The organism is Methylobacterium sp. TK26 (assembly GCF_055361565.1).
Window position 1 is genome coordinate 98,372 of sequence record NZ_CM143965.1, and the last position, 19,669, is coordinate 118,040.

The window sequence follows — 19,669 nt, forward strand, 5'->3', positions numbered from 1 at the left end:
GCTCAATCCGGCACCGTCAGGTCCGCAATGTCCTGCGGCCCCTCGGGAAACCGGGGGTCCATCGCTTCGAGGGTGTCGGCGACGGTCTTGGCCACGGCGTAGTTGCGGAACCACTTCCGGTCGGCCGGCACCACGAGCCACGGGGCATGCGGCGTCGAGCAGCGCCCGAGGGCGTCCGCGAAGGCCGTCTGGTAGGAATCCCACGACTTGCGCTCGACGAGGTCCGCCGGGTCGAACTTCCAGTGCTTGGCGGGATCGGCGATGCGGGCTTCCAGCCGCGCCTTCTGCTCGTCCTTCGAGATGTGCAGGAAGAACTTCAGGACCGTGGTGCCGCTCTCGGTGAGAAGCCGCTCGAAATCGTTGATGGCCGTGTAGCGCGAACGCCAGACCTCATCCGGCACGAGGCCCTTCACCCGCACCACCAGCACGTCCTCGTAATGGCTGCGGTTGAACACGCCGATCATCCCCTTGCCGGGGGTGCGGCGGTGATACCGCCAGAGGAAATCGTGGTCCAATTCCTCATGGGAGGGCACCTTGAACGAGGCAATGGTGCAGCCCTGCGGGTTCACGCCCTTCAGCACGGCGCGGATCGTGCCGTCTTTGCCGCCAGTATCGATGGCCTGCAGCACGATGAGCAGGCTGCGCCGCCGCTCGGCATAGAGCCTCTCCTGAAGGTCGGAGATGCGCGCCCGCTCCTTGCGCAGCTGTTCCTCGGCCCAGCCCTTGTCGAGGCCGCCGTTCTCCCGCGTGTCGACGCCCGCGAGGCCGAATGTCGCGCCCGGCGCCACGGCGACGAGGCCGGGGGTCGGCACGATGGGGCTCACGACAGGCGCCTCGAGCGCATCGGGCTTCGCCCCGGCGATCAGGCCGGCGGCGTTCGCCCACAGGGATGTCGAGGGTGGGTGCAAATGTCCGTGGGAGAGATCGTCCCGGTCTGCTACCTGCCTGCCGGTAATGGGCTGGCCGCAATCATGCTTGGCGTGCTTCTTGGACATCCGGTGAGGCCTGTGGGGGGCGTTGCTCAGCGGCATCGGAACGGTCGGGCTGATGCCTCGTTCCCGTGGCCGTGTTCCTCGTAAGGAACGTGGGGTTTGCGGACTATCTATTTTATCCGGCATGGCCAGACCGGCTGGAACGCGGAGGGCCGTCTTCAAGGTGCCCATGATATCGACCTGAACGCCATCGGCGAGGCGCAGGCCGCCGCGGTGGCGCCCCGCCTCGCGGCCGTCGCCGGCCCGACGCTGGCGGATGCCACGTATATCGCGAGCCCGCTGACCCGGACCCGGCGCACCATGGAAATCCTGCGCGGGACGCTCGGCCTGCCGCCGGAGCGTTACGCCACCGATCCGCGCCTGCGGGAGATCGGCTTCGGCGCGTGGGAGGGTTCGACCTGGGCCGAGATCCGGCGGCGGGACCCGGCGGCGGCCAGCCAGCGCGACCGCAACCGCTGGCACTATCGCCCGCCGGGCATCGGCGCGGAAAGCTACGCGATGCTGGCCGAGCGCGTGGCGCCTTTCTTCGCGGAACTCCCTCCGGTCTCGGTGGTCGTCGCTCACGGGGGTGTCGCCCGTGCGATGCTGGTCGCCCTCGGCCAGATGGACATCTACGCCGCCCCGCGCCTCGGCATCCGCCAGGGCGAGGTGCTGGTCGTGGAAGCCAAGGGTTGGCACTGGGCCTGATGACCCGCAAGCCACGGTCGAGACTTCGTCACCGTCGCGGGGCCGTTCCGGTGGAAAGCCGCCTCGCTAACGGCACGATCCGCAGGGTATAGGGCGCCAGATTGACATGCGCCGGCGGGTAGAGCCGGCAGCGGAGCAGCGCATGAGCGACCTCGCCGAGAAGTCCTTGCCCGCCACGGCGGCCATGGGCGCGCGGCCGTCGAGGGAGGGGGCGGTCCTGTACGGCGACCGCCGGCCCGACCTGATCCGCGACGAGGTGCTCGGCGAGATCTTCCTCGCCTCCGCCGGGGCACGCGGCGACCATCCCTGCCTGATCGACGGGGCCGCCCTCGGCACGGGCGGGCTGCATCCGCACCTGAGCTACGCTGAGGTCGTGGCGCGGGCGCAGCGGATCGCCGCCGGGCTGGCGCATCGCGGCATCGGGCCGGGCGACGTGGTCGGCCTCTGGATGGCGCGCGGGCCGGACCTCCTGGTCACGCAGATCGGCATCAGCCTCTCGGGCGCCGCGTGGCTGCCCTTCGACGCCGAGGCGCCCGCCGACCGGGTGGGCATCTGCCTCGGGGACGCCGCCGCCAAGGCGCTCCTCGTCTCCCCGGCGCTCGAAGCCCAGGCGCCCGCCGGCACTCCCGCCCTGACGCCCGCCGCGCTCGACAGGGACACCCCCGCCGACGCCCCCGTGCCCGATGCGCGGGCGAAGGGCCTCACCCCCGGCCATCCGGCCTACCTGATCTACACCTCCGGCTCGACCGGCGTGCCGAAGGGCATCGTCATCAGCCATGCCAACATCTGCCACTTCCTGCGCTCCGGGAACGCCCTCTACGGGATGCGGGCGGACGACGTGGTGTTCCAGGGCGCCTCCGTCGCCTTCGATCTCTCGATGGAGGAGATCTGGGTCCCCTACCTCGTCGGCGCGACCCTGTTCGTGGCGAGCCCGTCGATGATGGGCGATGTCGAGGCGCTGCCCGGCATCATCGCCGCCAACGACATCACCGTCCTCGACACGGTGCCGACCCTGCTCGCCATGATCACCGGGGACCTGCCCAAGGTCCGCCTCGTGCTGCTCGGCGGCGAGGCTCTGCCCGAGCCGCTGATCGCCAAATGGGCGACCGCGAAGCGCAAGCTGTTCAACACCTACGGGCCGACCGAGGCCACCGTGGTAGCCACCGCCGCCGAGATGCATGCCGGCGAGCCCGTGACCATCGGCGGGCCGATCCCGAACTATTCCGTCTACGTGGCGAGCGAGGAGCTTCGCCTCCTCGGACACGGCGAGCAGGGTGAGTTGCTGATCGGCGGCCCCGGCGTCGCGGCGGGCTACCTGCAGCGGCCGGAACTGACGGCCGAGAAGTTCATCGCGAATCCCTTCGCCTCGGACGGGTCGGACCGGATCCTCTACCGCTCGGGCGATGCCGTCTCCCTCGACGCGGACGGGCACATCCTCTTCCACGGGCGCATCGACGATCAGGTGAAGATCCGGGGCTTCCGGGTTGAGCTGGGCGAGATCGAATCGCGCATCCGCGCCGTGCCGGAGATCAACCAGGCGGCGGTGGTGCTGCGCTCGGATGACGGGGTGGACCGGCTCGTCGCCTTTCTCATCCCCGAGCGCGGACACAGCCTCGACACGCCCTCGCTGCGCAAGCGCCTCGCGGCCGAGATGCCGCCCTACATGGTGCCCGGCCATTTCGAGGTGACGGAAACCCTGCCGCGCCTCACCTCCGGCAAGGTCGACCGCAAGGCGCTGAAGATCGCCCCGCTGACGGTGGTCGCCGCCGACGGCGAGCAGGAGCCGCCGCAGAACGACACCGAGGCCGCGTTGCTCGCCGCCGCCAAGCAGATCTTCGGCGCGCAGCCGATCCCCCTGGAGGGCGACTTCTTCGCCGACCTCGGCGGGCATTCGCTGCTGGCCGCGCGGTTCGTCTCCGCCGTGCGTGAGACGCCGGCGCTCGCCGGCATCACCCTGCCCGACGTCTACGCCAAGCGCACCCTGCGGGCGATGGCCGACGCCCTGATCGAGCGGACCGGGGGCGTCGGCGCCGAGGCCGCCGTGCGGGACCTGAGCTTCGCGCCGCCGCCGCTCCTGCGCCGGGCTCTATGCGGCCTCGCGCAGGCGGTGGCCTTGCCCTTCCTGATCGCGCTCGCTACCGTCCAGTGGCTCGGCATCTTCGTGACCTACCTGCTGCTGACCGGCGGCGGCCTGAGCTTCTTCGCCGAGCTCGGCGTGCTGCTCCTCGTCTACATCGCCATCAACGCGGTGACGGCGGCCATCGCGGTGGCGGGCAAATGGCTCGTGCTCGGGCGGACGAAGCCCGGCCGCTATCCGCTCTGGGGTGTCTACTACTACCGCTGGTGGCTGGCGCAGCGCCTCGCGCCGCTGGTCCACGTGAAGTGGCTCCAGGGCTCACCGGCCATCGCCAGCTACTTGCGCCTGATGGGTGCCAAGGTCGGCAAGGACACGCTGATCTCCGACATCGAGATCGGCGCCCCCGACCTCCTGACCATCGGCGACGGCGCGTCGCTCGGCGGGCGGCTCGTCATCGCCAATGCCGAGATCGTCGGCAACGAACTCGTCATCGGTCGGGTCGAGATCGGCGCGGACGCCGCCATCGGCACGTCCTGCGTTATCTCCCACGACACGGTGATCGGCCCGCAGGCCGAGATCGCCGACCTCACCACCATCCCCTCGCGCACCCGTGTCGGTGCCGCCGAGCGGTGGGACGGCTCCCCCGGCCGCAAGGTCGGCATGGCCGAGACGGGCGACCTGCCCGCGCAGGCGACCGCGAGCCCACGGCGGCGCGCAGCGTTCGGGCTGATCTACGTCCTGCTGCTCGGGGCGATCCCGGCGGTCGGGCTGCTGCCGATCTTCCCGGCCTTTTTCATCTTCGACCAGATCTCGGATTCGCTCTCCGACATCACCGACATCGACTATCACTTCTACCTGCCGATCCTCACATGGCCGACCGCCATGCTGATGACCGCCGGCACGGTGCTGCTCATCACCGGCCTGCGCTGGTCGATCCTGCCGCGCACCCGGCACGGCACCTACTCGATCCACTCCCTGTTCTACCTGCGGAAGTGGTCGCTGGCGCTCGCCGTCGAGGTGACGCTGGAGACGTTGGCCTCGCTGTTCGCCACCGTCTACATGCGCGCGTGGTACCGGCTGATGGGCGCCCGGATGGGCGAGGGGGCCGAGATCTCCACCAACCTCGCGGGCCGCTACGACCTCGCGGAGGTCGGCGCACGCAACTTCATCGCCGACGAGGTGGTGTTCGGCGAGGAGGAGATCCGCCGGGGCTGGATGCATCTCGATCCGGTCCAGACCGGCAAGCGCGTCTTCGTCGGCAACGATGCGGTGGTGCCGCCGGGCGCGGTGATCCCGGACGACGTGCTCATCGGCATCAAGTCCAAGCCCCCGGCCAACGACGCGATGGCGCCCGGCGAGACGTGGTTCGGCTCTCCGCCGATCCGCCTGCCGGCGCGGCAGCGGGTCGATCTCGGCTCGGCCGCGCAGACCTACGAGCCCGGCCTGTGGCCGAAGGTGCGGCGCGGCGTGTTCGAGGCGTTCTCGACCTCGTTCTCGCCGATGCTCTACATCACCCTCGCGATCACCTCGATCGATTGGTACTTCTACCCGGCGATCCTGGAGCGCGACTGGACGGGGCTGGCGGTCAGCTTCATCACGGTGAGCGTGGTCATCGCGCTGATCCAATCCTCGGCGGTCATCGCGATGAAGTGGCTGCTGATGGGCGTCTATCGCCCCGGCATGCAGCCGATGTGGTCGTGGTGGGCCATGCGCACCGAGGCCATCGCGGTGGCCTATTGGGGGCTCGCCGGCAAGGTGCTCCTCGAACACCTGCAGGGCACGCCGTTTCTGCCCTGGGCGCTGCGCCTGTTCGGGGTGAAGGTGGGGCAGGGGGTGTGCATGCTCACCACCGACATCACCGAGTTCGACTGCGTCGAGATCGGCGATTTCTGCACGATCAACCGCGTCTCCGCGCTGCAGACCCACCTCTACGAGGACCGCATCATGAAGATCGGCCGCGTCGTGGTCGGGCGCGGCGTGTCGGTCGGGTCGTTCTCGACGGTGCTCTACGATACCAAGGTCGGCGACTACGCCCGGCTGCGGCCGCTCACCATCGTCATGAAGGGCGAGTCGATCCCGGCCAACACCGAGTGGGAGGGCGCCCCCGCCGTGCCGGTGATCCACACGGCGTAGGCGGTGGCGCCTAGCCGATCGCCGTCAGCCCCTCGGCGCGGATCCAGTCACGGGTCCGGTCGAGCGCCCGCGTCAGGCGATCGAACAGCGTGTCGATCTCCTCACGCGTGATGATGAGCGGCGGGCACACCGCCACGCGATCCCCCGAGAGGTAGCGGACGATCAGCCCTTCCTCCTGGGCGAAGGCGACGCAGCGGGCGGAGACGCCCACCTTCGGATCGTATTGCCGGCGGCTCGCCTTGTCGGCGACGATCTCCAGGCCGCCGATCAGGCCCATGCCCTTGGCTTCGCCGACGATGTCGTGCTCGGCCAGCGCCGAGAGGCGCCGCTGGAAGTGCGGGGCCTTCTCCGCCGCGCCCTCGATCACGCGGTCGCGCTTGTAGATCTCGATGGCCTTGATCGCGACGGCGCAGGCGACGGGATGCCCGGAATAGGTCGTGCCGTGGCCGAAGCCGCCGAGCTTCTCGCTCTGCCCCAGCAGCGCCTCGTAGAGCGGCGGGTCGATGCTGATGCCGCCGAGCGGTACGTAGCCGGAGGTGACGGCCTTGGCGAAGGAGATCGTGTCCGGCCGCATGTCGAGCGTTTCGCCGCCGAACCATGTGCCCAGCCGGCCGAAGCCGCAGATCACCTCGTCGGCGATCAACCGCACGTCGTACTTCGTCAGCACGGCCTGGATCGCCGGGAAGTAGCCCTTCGGCGGGATGATCGCGCCGCCCGCGCCCATCACCGGTTCGGCGATGAAGGCGGCGACCGTCTCGGGCCCCTCGCGCAGGATCGTCTCTTCCAGCTCACTGGCGAGGCGGGCGGAATAGGCTTCCTCGCTCTCGCCCGGCTCGGCGCCCCGGTAATGGTGCGGGGTCGAGACGTGGAGGAAGCCCGGCAGTGGCAGATCCCAGTCCATGTGGTTGGCCGGCAGGCCCGTCATGGAGGCGCTGGCGATGGTGACGCCGTGATAGCCCTTCTTGCGGGCGATGATCTTCTTTTTGTTCGGCCGCCCGAGGGCGTTGTTGTAGTACCACGCGAGCTTCACCTGCGTGTCGTTTGCCTCCGAGCCCGACGAGCAGAAGAAGACCTTCGAGGTCGGGACCGGCATCAGCTCCTTCAGCGTCTCGGCCAGTTCGATGGCCGGGTCGTGGCTGCGGCCGGAGAAGAGATGCGAGAAGGGCAGGCGGCCCATCTGCTCCCGCGCCGCCTCGACGAGTTCCGCGTTGGAATAGCCGAGCGCCGTGCACCACAGCCCCGCCATGCCCTCGATATAGGGGCGGCCTTCCGCGTCGTAGACGTGCACGCCGTCCCCGCGCTCCAGCACCAATGGGCCGGTGCGGCGGTGGTTCGCGAGATGCGTGTAGGGGTGGAGCAGAGTTTCGACGTCGCGGGTCGCGAGGTTCGAGAGCATGCAGGCGCTCCTGGACAATGGGCCGTGCCACACTACCGGCACGATGCCTGCGCAGATAGGTCCGTCGTCCGCGATCCCTCTTCCCCGGACGCATGCCGGACCATCCGATGCAGAGCCCCGACAGCTACGTCGCCCACCCCGCGCCCGGCCGCGCCTGCGGCACCTGCACCCTGTGCTGCAAGGTCTACGACGTGCCGGCGGTGGAGAGCGTCGCCGGGCAATGGTGCCGGCACACCCTGTCCGGCCGGGGCTGCGCGATTCACGCGACGCGGCCGGACCATTGCCGCGCCTTCCATTGCCTCTGGATGACGGAAGGTTGGCTCGGCCCGGAATGGAAGCCGGAGCGCGCCAAGATGGTGCTGAGCCTCGATCCGACGACCCGCAACATGAACGTTCAGGTCGATCCGGGGCAGGCGAATGCGTGGCGGCGCGAGCCCTATTACGGGCAGTTGCGCCGCTGGGCCGTGGCCTCGGCGGCCAAGGGCCGGCACGTCCTCGTCCACGTCAACAAGACGACGACGATGGTCCTGCCCGACAGGGACGTCCCCCTCGGGATCATCGCCCCCGACGAGCGCATCGTCACCCGCGAGCGGATGACCCCGCAGGGCCTCACCTTCGATGTCGAAAAGGTCCGCCCATCGCCGCAGCCGGCATGAGCCTATTCCGGTGAGGGGCCCCGATGCTCTATGGATCGCGGGAGCCAGGAAAAGCCGGACGGAATGACCACAGTTCACGATTTCACCGTCCACGAAGGGGACGGGAGCCCGCACCCGCTGGCGCAGTACCGGGGCCAGGCGCTGCTCATCGTCAACACCGCGTCGCGCTGCGGCTTCACCTCGCAATATGCCGGCCTCGAAGACCTCTGGCGCGCGCGGCGCGAGGCGGGGCTCACCGTGCTCGGCTTTCCCTGCAACCAGTTCGGCAAGCAGGAGCCGGGGGATGCGGCGGAAATCGCGCGGTTCTGCTCGCTGAGCTACGACGTGACGTTCCCCATCCTCGGCAAGGTCGAGGTGAACGGCCCGAACGCCGATCCGCTCTTCGCCTATCTCACCCGCAGCCGCCGCGGCCTGTTCGGGACGGCGGCGGTCAAGTGGAACTTCACGAAGTTCCTCGTGGGGCGGGACGGCGTGCCCATCGCGCGCTTCGCGCCCAAGGATCGCCCGGCCTCGCTCGCCGGCGCCATCGACAAGGCGCTGAGGGTCTAGGCGGGCTCGTGGCTCGCGCGGAAATCGGGCGCGGCGTTCCAGAGTTGGCGGGTGCCGCGCACGCTCTGGTAGCGGATGGGCGAGACGGACTCCCGCAGGATCCCCGCCAGGAACCGGCTTTCTGCCAGCCGGCCGAGAGTAACCGCCGACGCGCCGCCCACGAATGCTTGCTTTTCGAGCCGAGATAGCGACTCGAACAGCGCGATACGCGAGTCCCGTTCGCGAGGACCCCGCGCGCGACCTAAAATCGCCGTCAGATCGTCGATAAAGGTGTTTTCGTCGGTCGAAGGGACGGACATCGGGCAGCCGAATTCTTGACGGGCCGATGCTAATATGACGGAGGCGGGTTCCGCCAGAGGTTGTTTCGCGGCCGGGCGATTATGGTGAAAGCCGGGCAGCGATGTTGCCCGATTGCATCGGCGCGGCGCGCCTCACGGAATCGCCGCGATGGTCCGCGCGGCGGCCTCGAACTCGGCGCGGCGCACCGCGAGGCGTTCCTCGGCTTCCTCGTCGCGGCCCCAGACATCGGCCTGATAGGTCTCGTCCACATGGGCGGCGGCCCAGGCTTCCGCCGGGTCTAGCCGCCCGTGCAGCACGGCCAGGGCGAGGATGAGGGAGCCGGAGAGCGTCGTGAGCGTGTGCAGGGCGGCGAGCTTGAAGGGGTCGCGCACTTGGCGCACCGCGTCGGACAGGGCCTGCACGCTCTGCGGCGGCTGCGTGACGTGCATCACGCCCTCGCTCAGGATGAGCCGGGCGCCGAACGCCTCGTAGGCCCAATCCAGCACCGGGTCCCAGGTGCGCGCCTGCGCGGACACGAGATTGTCCGGCCCGGCGGCGCGATAGGCGAGGAGGTCCGTCTGCGCATAGGCGCAGAGGTCGTCGGCCACGGCGTCGAGGCGCTGGGACACCCCGTCGATGGCCGTGTTGGCCAAGCGGGTGAGCGGCATCTTCGCCGGGTCGATCTCGGTGGCCGGCGCACCCCATTCGGCCGCGACGGCTTCGGCCAGCGTCTCGGACGGGAGAAGCAGGGGGTTGCGGGCCGGCGTGTTGGCGGGCCGCCCGTCGAGGGTCAGGCGGTATCCGCCCTCGGCCGGGGCGAAGCCGGCTTCCTTGTAGAACCGGCGGGGGAGGGCGGGTTTGGCCCCCGACCGTGCAGCCCGCATCGGATCGGGCCGTGCCTCATCGCCCGGTTCGCCGAGCCAGTCTCGCGTCACGTCGCTCATGGGCACGCACATAGGCGTTTCGCCGCCCGTGGGCGAGGGGGGTCAGGCGAGGCCGAGCAGCGGTTCCAGCGCGGCGGTATTCTCCACCACCGTCACCGCGCCCGCGCGGAGCAGGGAGCCCGGCGCGTGGTAGCCCCAGGCGACCCCGATGGGCACGACGCCCGCCGCCACCGCCATGCCGATGTCGTAGGTCGTGTCGCCGATCATCACCGTGGCGTCGGGGCCGGTGCCGGCCTCGCGCATGGCCTGATGGAGCATGCCGGGGTCGGGCTTCGACGGCGCGTCGTCCGCCGATTGCGTCGTGACGAAGCGGCCCTCCCAGCCGTAATGCTCGATCAGCCGGTCCACGCCCCGGCGCGACTTCCCCGTCGCGATGCCGAGCATCACACCCGGATTCGCATGGAGCCGGTCGAGCAGATCGGCCATCCCGGGAAACAGCGGCTCCTCGTGTTCCGGGTCCAGGCGCAGGCGGTTGTAGGCGAGCTTGTAGGCTTCGGAGAGTTCGGCCACCGGCCCGTCCTCGCCGACGAGGCGGCGGAAGGCCTGCGGCAGGGACAGCCCGACCACCGACAGGGCGATGCGCCGCTCCGGCGCGGGCAGGCCGACTTCGGCGAAGGCGACGCCCTGCGCGGCGACGATCAGATGCTGGCTGTCGACGAGGGTGCCGTCCACGTCGAAGACGACGAGCCTCATCGGCAGCCCCTTCTCATGGCTTGCGAACGGGAGCGGGCGCGGGCGCGGCGGCGGGCGCCTGCTGCTGCTGCTGATGGCGGGCGCGCTCGTAGCCGAGGCGGCAGCGGATGAGGAAGCGCCGCCGCTTGCCGCCGCGATAGCCGCGCTGGTGCGAGGCCCGGTTGCAGGCGGCATACGAGCGCCGTCGCCGGTCGCGGCTGCCGACGACGGGTGCCCCGGCGGCCCTGGGCTCGGCGCGGGCGGCGGGTACTTCCGCCTTGGCCGGTTCCGCCTTCGCGGCCTCGGGTTTGGACGCCGTCGGCTTTTGCGGTGCCGGCACGGCTTCGCCCGCCGCCGCATGGGCGAAGGGCGCCGTCAGGCACAGGGCGGCGAGGCAGGCCAGAGTCGCGAGCTTCATGTCCCAGGGTCTCGACCGTCGGATATCCCGGCAGGCAGGCGCGCGGCCGAGCAAGGCAGCATATGAGGCGGGCGGCGCCGTTGCCAAGGCATGGCCGCCCGCAGGAGCCCTCGGGCCGATCAATCTTCGGGTGCGTCCACCACCGGATCGTACCGGTTGGCATCGAAGCCGAGCAGGTTCCAGCTCTGCTGCATGTGCTGCGGCAGCGGGGCGCTCACGTCCACGGGCTTGCCCGTGCGCGGATGCGGAATCACGATCCGCCGCGCCAGGAGGTGCAGGCGGTTCTGGATGCCGCCGGGCAATTCCCAGTTCTCGACCGAGAAGTATTTCGGGTCGCCGACGATGGGATGGCCGATATGGGCCGCGTGGGCGCGCAACTGGTGCGTGCGCCCTGTCACCGGCTTGAACGACAGCCACGACAGCTTCTGCGCCACCTGATCGACCGTGGCGTAGTAGGTGAGCGCGTGGGTGGCGCCCTCCTCGCCGTGCTTGGCGATGCGCATCCGCGCGTCGGCATCGGTAGGCTCGTCCTTCGCGAGATAGGTCGAGACCCGGCCCTGCTTGACGCGCGGAACCCCGGCGCAGAGCGCCCAGTAGATCTTGCGGGCGTTGCGAGAGCGGAAGCTCTTGGCGAGCGTCGAGGCGGCAAGCCGCGTCTTCGCGATGATGAGGCAGCCCGCCGTATCCTTGTCGAGCCGGTGGACGAGGCGGGGCTTCTGCCCATCCGGCCCGATCAGCGATTCGAGGAGGCCATCGACGTGGCGGACGGTGCCCGAGCCCCCCTGCACGGCGAGGCCGAAGGGCTTGTTCAGCACCATCATCTCCGCATCCTCGTACAGGATGAGGTTCCGCAGGAAGGTGGCGTCGTCCGAATCGCGGGCGGCGTTGCGCGGGCGGTCGTTCGGCTGGTCGAGGCGGAGCGGCGGCACGCGCACGCTCATGCCCGGTTCCAGCCGGTCGTTCGGCTTGGCGCGCTTGCCATCGACCCGCAGCTCGCCCTTGCGGACGATGCTCTGCACGCGGGTGAAGGGAAGCTGCGGAAACCGCGCCGTGAGGAAGCGGTCGATCCGCATCCCCGCCTCGTCCGTCTCCACCGTCAGCGTCTGCACGCCGGAGGCGAGGGTCGCCGAGGCCTCGGCCCGCTGCTCGCGCTTGGTCGGGCCGGGGGGCGGGGGAGGGGCCACGGGAGCCGCCTTGGGCTTCGGCTTCGCCGCCTGACGCGGCTCGGGCGCGGCCGTGGGGATCCACGGCGCGCGCTCGCCCGCATCGTCGCCGCGGGCGCGGGCGGCGCGCTCGGCGGCATCGCGGGCGCTGGTGCGCGGGCCGGTGCGGGCGCGGTCGGCACCATAGGGCGGCTTGCGGCCTGGCCGTCCATCGGGGCGGCCATTGCCGCCGGAAGGGCCGCCGCGGCGGGGAGGTCGTGTGGTCATGATCTTCCTGGAATGCCCGCCGCATAGCATCGCGCGGCGCACCCGGCAAAGTCTTCGCCCGGGAAAGCCCCCGCGCGAGCGTTGACGCGGGGGGAGTGCGTCGCCTAGCGTGGCCGTGACGGTTCCCCTTTCGGGGATCAAAAGGGAACGCGGTGTGGGGCAACCCGAAGCCGCGGCTGCCCCCGCAACTGTAAGCGGCGAGCTTTTCCACCATTCACGTCACTGGGCCAGTTCGCCCGGGAAGACGGTGGGACGGCGACGACCCGTGAGCCAGGAGACCTGCCGTCAGCAGTGGTCACACGCGAAACGCGCCGGGCGGGGTGTCCTGGCGGGTGTCGAAGCAGCGCCCTGAGTGGGGCTGCCGAGGCCTCGTTCGCGGTGACGTGCCACAGCAGCGCGCCCGCGTCCGCCATGCCCGCATCCCGTCCATCCGCAACGGTTCCGCCTGAACTCGTTCGCGGGCCTGGACATGTAATGTTGTTACATTGCATCTGGGGCAAGGCCGGCATCCGCCGCGCCGGAGTCCGTTCACCGATGTTCGTTTTCCGTTCGAGACGCCGCCTCTTCGCCGTCGTCGCCCCTCTCGTCGTCGTCGCGCCTGCCTCCGCGCAGGAGGCCGTGACCCTCGATCAGCTTTCCGTGGAGGGGGAGGGGGGCGTCAGCCTCACCCGCGCCTCGCCCACCGGTCTCAACCTGCGCACGCCCGACCGCACGGCGAGCCGCCTCGGCCTGACGCCGCTCGAAACGCCGGCCAGCGTCGACATCGTCTCCGGCGAGACGGCGCGCCTGCGCGGGCAGGACACGATCGCCGACGCCGTGACGCAGGACGCCACCGGTATCACCACCATCGCCTCGCCCGGCAACGGCAACGGCGCCTTCACGAGCCGGGGCTTCGCCGGGCCAAACTCGATCCAGCAGCTCTACGACGGCACGCGCTTCTATGTCGGCGCCGGCACCGTGACGTTCCCGTTCGATACGTGGAACGTCGAGCGCATCGAGGTGCTGCGCGGCCCGTCCTCCGTGCTCTTTGGGGATGGGGCCATCGGTGGCATCATCAACGTCGTACCGAAAAAGCCGACCTTCGTGCCCATCAACACCGCGCGGGCGGTGGTTGGCTCGGACGGGATCGCGCGCCTCGCCCTCGATTCGGGCGGCGGCATCGCGCAGGCCGAATACGGCGACACCTTCGCCTACCGTTTGAACGTCAGCGGCAACCGGGCGGATGGCTGGCTCAATCAGGCGGGCGACTTCCGCAACCTCGCGGTATCGGCGGCGCTGCTGTTCCGGCCGAGCCCCGACCTCGCCATCACCCTCTCGCACGACCTCGGCTATCAGGAGCCGATGCGCTACTGGGGCACCCCGCTGGTCGAGGGGCGGATCCCGGACCTGATCCGGTTCAACAACTATAACGTCCGCGACCCGAAGATCACCTGGGCGGACAACTGGACCGCGCTGAAGGCCGAATGGTCGCCCACCGCCGACATCACCATCCGCAACACGGCCTACAGGCTCACGAGCCGTCGCCATTGGCTGGACGTGGAGCAATACGCGTTCAACCGGGGCACCGGCCTCGTGGACCGCTCCGACTATTTGGAAATCTACCACAATCAGGAGCAGGTCGGGAATCGCCTGGACGCCACGTTCCGGGGCGCGCTGTTCGGTCGGCCGAACGACGTCTCCGTGGGCTTCGATGTGAACCACATCGACTTCCGGCACACGAACAACTTCTATTTCGACCAGAGCACGAGCGTACCCCTCGTCGGCTACGATCCCGGCCTGTTCCCGCAGAATGGCCGGGCGATCCCGGCCTATGCCACGCAGACCAATCAGGCATCGTTCTTCGCCGAGGACAGGCTGGTCCTCACCGACAAGCTGTCCTTCCTCACGGGCGCGCGCCTCGACCTGCCGACGCTGCAGCGGCAGGACCTCCAGACCGGCGCGCAATTCGAACGCAGCTTCCAGGCGCTCGGCTACCGGTTCGGCCTCGTCTACAACCCGACGCCCGACAGCGCCCTCTACGCGCAATACAGCTACGCCACCGATCCGGTCGGGAGCCTCATCACGCTGTCGCAATCGCTCGCCGGCTTCAAGCTCGCGACCGGTGACCAGATCGAGGTCGGCGCCAAGGGGCTGGCCTTCGACGGCGCCCTGGAATGGACGCTCGCCGGCTACCGCATCGTGAAGGACAACCTGATCTCGCGCCTGCCCGGATCGTCGGCGGTCGGCGTGCAGGTGGGGAGCCAATCCTCGCAGGGCGTCGAACTGGCGCTGGGCTGGCGGTTCACGCCGGGCTGGCGGCTCGACGGCAACCTCGCCCTCCTGCACGCGCAATACGACAGCTTCGACCAGATCGTGAACGGCGCGGCCGTCTCCTATGCCGGGCGGCAGCCCATCGACGTGCCGGAGCGGGTGGCGAACCTGTGGCTCACCTGGGAGCCGACCCGCGACTGGGCCGTGCGCGTGGGCCTTCAGAACGTGGGCGAGGTCTTCAGCGACTTCGGCAACACCGCCCGGCGCCCCGGCTACAACCTCGTGAACCTCGTCCTCGACCGGCAGGTCACGGCGGAGTCGCGCCTGTCGCTGCGGGTCTACAACCTGTTCGACAAGGTCTACGCGATCAGCGGGAACGCGGTGAACGGCGTCGGCACCAACTGGCTGCTCGGACGCCCGCGCTCCGTCGAGGTCGCCTACACGGTGAGCTGGTGAAGGCCGTCGGCAAGCGGGGCAAGCGCTGGCTGATCCTGGGCCATCGCTGGCTCGGGATCGGCACGGCCCTGCTCTTCGCCCTGTGGATCGGCTCGGGGCTGGTGATGCTCTACGTGCCGTTCCCGCGCCTCGACGAGGCGGAACGGCTCGCCCGCCTCACGCCCCTCGACTGGGACCGGGTGAAGGTCGGTCCCGACGCCGCCCTCGCTCTGGTGAGGGCGACGGAAATCCGGCTGGACATGCGCGGCGACCAACCGGTCTATCGCCTCGCTGCACCCGATGGAGGGCGCGTCACGGTCTCGGCCGAGACGGGCGAGCGGCTCGGGCCCATCGGCCCGAACGAGGCCGCGCGCACGGCGGGCGGCGGAGCGGTCGAGCGGGTGTCGCGCGACCAGTGGACGGTCACGGCGCGCTACGATCCCCTGCGGCCCTTCCTGAAGGTGGCCTCCGGCGATGCGGCGGGCACCGAAACCTATGTCTCCGAGCCGACCGGCGAAATCGCCCTCGTCACCACACGCTGGCAGCGCGGCTGGAACTGGGTCGGGGCCGTAATTCACTGGGTCTACCTCACGCCCCTGCGCGCGCGGCCGGAGGCATGGCGGCAGGCGGTGCTGTGGCTCTCCGGCGTCGCGAGCGTCACGGCGCTGACCGGCCTCGTCATCGGGGTCTGGCGGATGCGCCTGCGGCGGCGCTATCGCGGCGGGGCGGTGAGCCCCTATCGCGGCCTCGCCCTCTGGCACCACACCTTCGGCCTCGTCGGCGGAATCGGGCTCGCCGGGTTCATCGTGAGCGGCTGGCTCTCCATGAACCCGAACCGCTGGTTCTCCTCGCTGTCCGTGCCCGACGAGATTCGGGTGGCCTATGCCGGCGAACCCGGTAGCATCGGCCTGTCGCCCGACGACCTCCGGCGAGGGCCGGAGGCGAAGGCCCTGCGCTTCACGGCGATCGGCGGGCGGTGGTTCGTGGTGCGCGATGGAATCGCCGCCGGCCTGGACGACACCACCCTCACTGCCGCCGCATCCGTGCCCGGCGGCAGGCTCGTCTCGGCCGAGCGGATCACGGCCTACGACGCCTATTGGTATCCCCACGGCGACCCGCGGCCCCTGCCGGTCCTCCGCCTGATCTACGACGACCCCGCCGGGACGTGGCTCCACATCGATCCGCGCGACGGCGCGCTGCTGAACCGGCTCGACCGCTCGGGCCGGGTGAACCGCTGGCTCTTCGACGCGCCGCACCGCCTCGACCTGCCGGGCCTGACCCTGCGCCCCACCGGCCGGGAGGCCGCGCAATGGGGGCTCAACCTCCTCGCGATGGGCATCGCGGCGACGGGCCTCGTCGCCGGCTGGCGGCGGCTCGTCAGAACCGCGCGGTGAGGAACAGGCGCACGTTCCGGCCGGGCAACAGGATCTCGTCCTTCTTGAACGAGGCCGCGTTGCGGATATCCGCGTCGAGGAGATTGCGCCCCTGCAGGCCGAGGGTGACGGAGGTCGCGCCGTAGACCTTCGGATCGAGGGGGGCCGTGTAGCTCACCTCTGCGCGCAGGTCGTCGTAGCCGGCGGTCGGCGTCTCGAACGGGGCGATGCGGCGCTGGTCGAAGGCGTGGAGCAGGTTCACCCGCGCGAACCACCCATCAGCCCGCACATAGACGCCGCCGCCGACGCGGTAGGGCGGAATGCGCGGCACGTTGGTGCCGTCATCGAATTGCGCGCGCACGGCATCGAACTGCGCTTCCACACCCGCGAACCCGTCGCCGATCGGCAGGATGTCGTATTGGCCGATGATCTCGGCGCCGTAGAACGTCGCGTTCTGCTGCTGGTAGACGATCTGGCGATTCTCGGTGCCGGTGCCGCAGGACGCGAAGTCGTCGTCGCAGAACAGCCCCGTATAGTTGCGGTAGATGAAGCCCGTGTAGCGCGTGTAGTAGCCGGTGGCATCGAGGCGCAGCGGGCCGACCGCCCGGCGGATGCTCGCCTCGATGGTGCGGGCGCGCTCGCGCTTCAGGTTCGGGTTGCCGATCTCGAACGTCGCCGTGGCGTCGTGCGGCCCCTGCGAGAACAATTCGTAGCCGCTCGGGCCGCGCTCGACATAGGAGCCGGTTAGGCTCGCCACGAAATCGAAGGGCAGGTCCTGCAGGGCGCCGAGGCTGATGCTCTTCGGCGCGAAGCGGCGGGTGCGGGCGTATTGGAGCGGGTCCTGCCCGTCCACGGGAAGGAAGTTGTCCGGGAACTGCGCCGCCGTGCCGGAGATGCGGTCCACCTCGTAGCGGCCCGCCGCCTGCAGCCGCGTGCCGGGCCGCAATTCCAGTTCCTCGAACAGGTACACCGCGTTGGCGCGGGATTCGGTCTTCGGCAGGAAGGATTCGAGGGCGGTGTTGATCACCCGCCGGTCGGATTGGAAGCCCAGCGCGCCCGTCAGCTTGCCGATCTCGGTGAAGACCGGAACGTGCTGGAATTCGAGCCGCGCCTCGGCCTCGCGATTCTTGAAGGTGGCCTGGATCCCGTCGATCCCGTCCTCCCCGATCCCGACTTCGTTGTGCTTGTAGACCGAATAGCCCGCCCAATAGCGGATGACCTCGATGGGCCCGTCCAGCGGGCGATACTCGCCCCGGCTGAGGACGCGGTCCTGGTTCGGGGTCAGGCGGGTGCGGTCCTGCTCCGCGACGCCGCCGGGGATGGCGTAGATCGCATCGTAATGGCTGAACGAGATGCCGGCGAATCCGCGGTCGCCGATGGCGGAGATGCCGAAGGCCCCGCCCTGCGATTCGTTGTAGGAATTGCGCTGGATCCCGCCGGGGATGGCGTAATTGTCGGCGGCGGTCTTGAACCCGTCCGCGTGGACGGCGATGCCGTCGCCGCCCGCATCGACCGTCGCGGCGCCGAGCCGCCCGTTGTCGACCGTCGAGTAGCCGCTCGTCACCTGCCCCTGGACGCCGTTCGCCGGGATGAAGGTCGGCACCCGATTGTTGTCGGCCGAGACGACGCCGCCGATGGCACCCGATCCGTAGCGCAGGGTGGCCGGGCCCCGGATCACCTCGATCCGGTCGGACACCAGCGGGTTCACCGGCACGGCGTGATCCTCGCCGAGGTCCGACACGCCGCCATTGACGATGCCGTTTTCCTGGATGCGCACCCGCGCGTTGTCGAGGCCCCGGATGATGGGGCGAGAGGCGGCGCCGGGGGCGTAGGTCGTGCCGGAAATGCCCGGCCGGTCGAACAGCGCGTCGCCGAGGGTGCGGGGCTGGTCCCGCGCGATCTGCTGCTGCGTGACGACCGTGACCGGGGAGAACGTGTCCGTCGCCACCGGCAGGATGCCGACAGGGACGTTCGCGTCCGCCGCGACGGCGGCACGGCTCGGCTGGACCGGCGTCGGGCTGGTGACGCTGATCTGATCCAGGGTGACGGCGCTCTGACCCAGGGCGGGCCCGGCGCCGAGGAGCGCGGCGCAGGCGAGGGCAGGCACGACGGAGTGGCGCGGCGACGACATAGAGACTCACAACTTGTTATAACGTTTCAATGCCGCGCCACCGTATGGCCCCGCAAGGCCGCTTCGGAGCCGTGACGGAAATGGTGGAGAAACGTTACTCAGTTGCAACAGGCCGGCCGGTGTGGGGCGCCTACGGCGCCAGGGCGTCGGCCTCGTCCTCACCCTCGATTTCGGCGTCGATCTCCGTCGCCTGACCGGCGGCACCCGCCGCCTCGGCGAGGCCCTTCGCGGCCTTGCGCAGCAGCTTGCGCAGGCGGCGGCGGTCGCCCTTGTCGAGATGGTCGAGGAGTTCCGCCTCGACCTCTTCCTGGATCGCCTCGATGGCCTGGGCCTTGACGAGGCCGACCTCGGTCAGGCGCACCCGAACCACGCGGCCATCGCCGGCCTCGGCGCGGCGCTCGACGATGCCGAGGGCCGCGAGGCGCGTGACGGTCTTGGAAGCCGTGGGCGGGCGCACCCGCAGGAGGGCGGCAAGATCGCCCATCGTCATGGTGCCGGCGGCGGCGAGCACCTGCACAACCTGCTCCTGACCCGCGAACAGGCCGATCTTGGCCAGCCGGTCCCCGGTTCGCGCCCGATGGAGGCGCGCCGCCTGGACCAGCGCCCAGCCGACGCTGCGCGACCCCGGAGGGCGCAGTTTCTTCGAACCCGGATCGAACACGGCACCTTCCGTATCCGCCTCGCGGTCGGGATTGGCCTTCTCGCCCGCGAGCGCGGCTGAGTCGGACCCGGCGGCAAGCACCGGAAGAACGTAGACCTGCACCTTCGATTCCCGCACTTCTGCCAGCCCCTGGGCTCTTGGCGGAAAACCGGTGACGATGGGATGACAGCGTGGCGGCGGCCTCGCCGTTTAGCAATGCATGAGGTGGCGCAGCCGCTGCAGGATATCCTCGCCGCTGCACGGCCGCGCGATGAATTCCGCATGTTGCGGCATCCGGTCGGGATCGGGCGCCGCTCGCCCGGAGACGATGAGAATCGGCAATTGCGGGCGCGCCTCGGCGACGGAGCTGGCGAGGTCGAACCCGTCCGTCTTGCCCGAAAGCTGCACGTCGGTGACGAGGCCGCAGATGTCCGGGCGCGTCTGGAGAATGCTCAGGGCGCGCTCCGCCGAGGCGCACTGGATCGTGTCGTAGCCGCCCTCCTCGAGCACGTCGCCGAGGTCCATGATCGTCAACGCCTCATCCTCGACGAGGAGGATCACCGGCCGATCGTCCGCTACCGTCTGCTCACTCGTCACGTCATGCTCC

At 70.0% G+C, this 19,669-nt stretch carries 16 protein-coding genes and 1 riboswitch; of the genes, 6 read left to right on the forward strand and 10 right to left on the reverse strand.

Annotated features, from left to right (window positions below; translation table 11 throughout):
- Positions 1 to 2: 2 nt before the first annotated feature.
- Positions 3 to 995: a polyphosphate kinase 2 family protein gene (locus ACXJ1Y_RS00480; protein WP_463848247.1), complete on the reverse strand. Its 993-nt coding sequence runs from the start codon at positions 993 to 995 to the stop codon at positions 3 to 5.
- 96 nt (positions 996 to 1,091) lie between these two features.
- On the opposite strand from ACXJ1Y_RS00480, the gene ACXJ1Y_RS00485 reads away from it, so the two are divergent.
- Both ACXJ1Y_RS00485 and ACXJ1Y_RS00490 read left to right on the forward strand, forming a co-directional pair.
- On the forward strand, positions 1,092 to 1,679 hold the full coding sequence (locus tag ACXJ1Y_RS00485; RefSeq protein ID WP_463848248.1) for a histidine phosphatase family protein: 588 nt from the start codon (positions 1,092 to 1,094) through the stop codon (positions 1,677 to 1,679).
- A 142-nt stretch (positions 1,680 to 1,821) separates the two neighbouring features.
- On the forward strand, positions 1,822 to 5,889 hold the full coding sequence (locus ACXJ1Y_RS00490) for a Pls/PosA family non-ribosomal peptide synthetase (protein WP_463848249.1): 4,068 nt from the start codon (positions 1,822 to 1,824) through the stop codon (positions 5,887 to 5,889).
- Between the two features lie 10 nt (positions 5,890 to 5,899).
- Here the strand turns inward: ACXJ1Y_RS00490 and ACXJ1Y_RS00495 are convergent, their stop codons facing one another.
- Positions 5,900 to 7,285 carry an aminotransferase gene (locus tag ACXJ1Y_RS00495; RefSeq protein WP_463848250.1) on the reverse strand — a complete coding sequence of 462 codons (1,386 nt, stop codon included), beginning with the start codon at positions 7,283 to 7,285 and terminating at the stop codon, positions 5,900 to 5,902.
- A 107-nt stretch (positions 7,286 to 7,392) separates the two neighbouring features.
- On the opposite strand from ACXJ1Y_RS00495, the gene ACXJ1Y_RS00500 reads away from it, so the two are divergent.
- Together ACXJ1Y_RS00500 and ACXJ1Y_RS00505 are read left to right on the forward strand one after the other, a co-directional pair.
- Entirely contained in the window at positions 7,393 to 7,941 is a 549-nt protein-coding gene (locus ACXJ1Y_RS00500; RefSeq protein ID WP_463848251.1) for a hypothetical protein, read from the forward strand.
- Positions 7,942 to 8,004: 63 nt separating this feature from the next.
- Complete coding sequence (locus ACXJ1Y_RS00505) at positions 8,005 to 8,490, forward strand: glutathione peroxidase (RefSeq protein ID WP_463848252.1); 486 nt, start codon at positions 8,005 to 8,007, stop codon at positions 8,488 to 8,490.
- Here the strand turns inward: ACXJ1Y_RS00505 and ACXJ1Y_RS00510 are convergent.
- From ACXJ1Y_RS00510 to ACXJ1Y_RS00530, 5 genes are all read right to left on the reverse strand, one after another.
- Positions 8,487 to 8,789, reverse strand: coding sequence for a hypothetical protein (locus ACXJ1Y_RS00510; RefSeq protein ID WP_463848253.1), 303 nt, complete (start codon positions 8,787 to 8,789; stop codon positions 8,487 to 8,489). The genes ACXJ1Y_RS00505 and ACXJ1Y_RS00510 overlap by 4 nt on opposite strands.
- Positions 8,790 to 8,921: 132 nt before the next feature.
- Positions 8,922 to 9,713 carry an ATP12 family chaperone protein gene (locus tag ACXJ1Y_RS00515; protein ID WP_463848254.1) on the reverse strand — a complete coding sequence of 264 codons (792 nt, stop codon included), beginning with the start codon at positions 9,711 to 9,713 and terminating at the stop codon, positions 8,922 to 8,924.
- A gap of 42 nt (positions 9,714 to 9,755) precedes the next feature.
- The gene (locus tag ACXJ1Y_RS00520; protein WP_463848255.1) at positions 9,756 to 10,406 is read right to left on the reverse strand and encodes an HAD-IA family hydrolase; all 651 of its coding nucleotides are present in this window, start codon (positions 10,404 to 10,406) and stop codon (positions 9,756 to 9,758) included.
- A gap of 13 nt (positions 10,407 to 10,419) precedes the next feature.
- Complete coding sequence (locus ACXJ1Y_RS00525; protein WP_463848256.1) at positions 10,420 to 10,803, reverse strand: hypothetical protein; 384 nt, start codon at positions 10,801 to 10,803, stop codon at positions 10,420 to 10,422.
- A 119-nt stretch (positions 10,804 to 10,922) separates the two neighbouring features.
- Positions 10,923 to 12,233, reverse strand: a complete 1,311-nt coding sequence (locus ACXJ1Y_RS00530) for an RluA family pseudouridine synthase (protein WP_463848257.1) — start codon at positions 12,231 to 12,233, stop codon at positions 10,923 to 10,925.
- 102 nt (positions 12,234 to 12,335) lie between these two features.
- Positions 12,336 to 12,534: riboswitch (cobalamin riboswitch) on the forward strand.
- Between the two features lie 233 nt (positions 12,535 to 12,767).
- On the opposite strand from ACXJ1Y_RS00530, the gene ACXJ1Y_RS00535 reads away from it, so the two are divergent.
- Positions 12,768 to 14,939, forward strand: a complete 2,172-nt coding sequence (locus tag ACXJ1Y_RS00535) for a TonB-dependent receptor (protein WP_463848258.1) — start codon at positions 12,768 to 12,770, stop codon at positions 14,937 to 14,939.
- A complete protein-coding gene (locus ACXJ1Y_RS00540; RefSeq protein ID WP_463848259.1) occupies positions 14,936 to 16,312 on the forward strand; it encodes a PepSY domain-containing protein in 1,377 nt (458 codons plus the stop codon). Before ACXJ1Y_RS00535 ends, ACXJ1Y_RS00540 begins: the two co-directional genes overlap by 4 nt.
- Here ACXJ1Y_RS00540 and ACXJ1Y_RS00545 read toward each other — a convergent pair.
- From ACXJ1Y_RS00545 to ACXJ1Y_RS00555, 3 genes are all read right to left on the reverse strand, one after another.
- On the reverse strand, positions 16,296 to 18,422 hold the full coding sequence (locus ACXJ1Y_RS00545) for a TonB-dependent receptor (protein ID WP_463848260.1): 2,127 nt from the start codon (positions 18,420 to 18,422) through the stop codon (positions 16,296 to 16,298). The two genes, ACXJ1Y_RS00540 and ACXJ1Y_RS00545, sit on opposite strands and share 17 nt — an antisense overlap.
- A 130-nt stretch (positions 18,423 to 18,552) precedes the next feature.
- A complete protein-coding gene (locus ACXJ1Y_RS00550) occupies positions 18,553 to 19,083 on the reverse strand; it encodes a MarR family winged helix-turn-helix transcriptional regulator (protein ID WP_463849995.1) in 531 nt (176 codons plus the stop codon).
- A gap of 189 nt (positions 19,084 to 19,272) precedes the next feature.
- Positions 19,273 to 19,659 (reverse strand): response regulator, encoded by a 387-nt coding sequence (locus ACXJ1Y_RS00555; RefSeq protein WP_243957551.1) that lies wholly within the window; start codon positions 19,657 to 19,659, stop codon positions 19,273 to 19,275.
- Positions 19,660 to 19,669 lie beyond the last annotated feature (10 nt).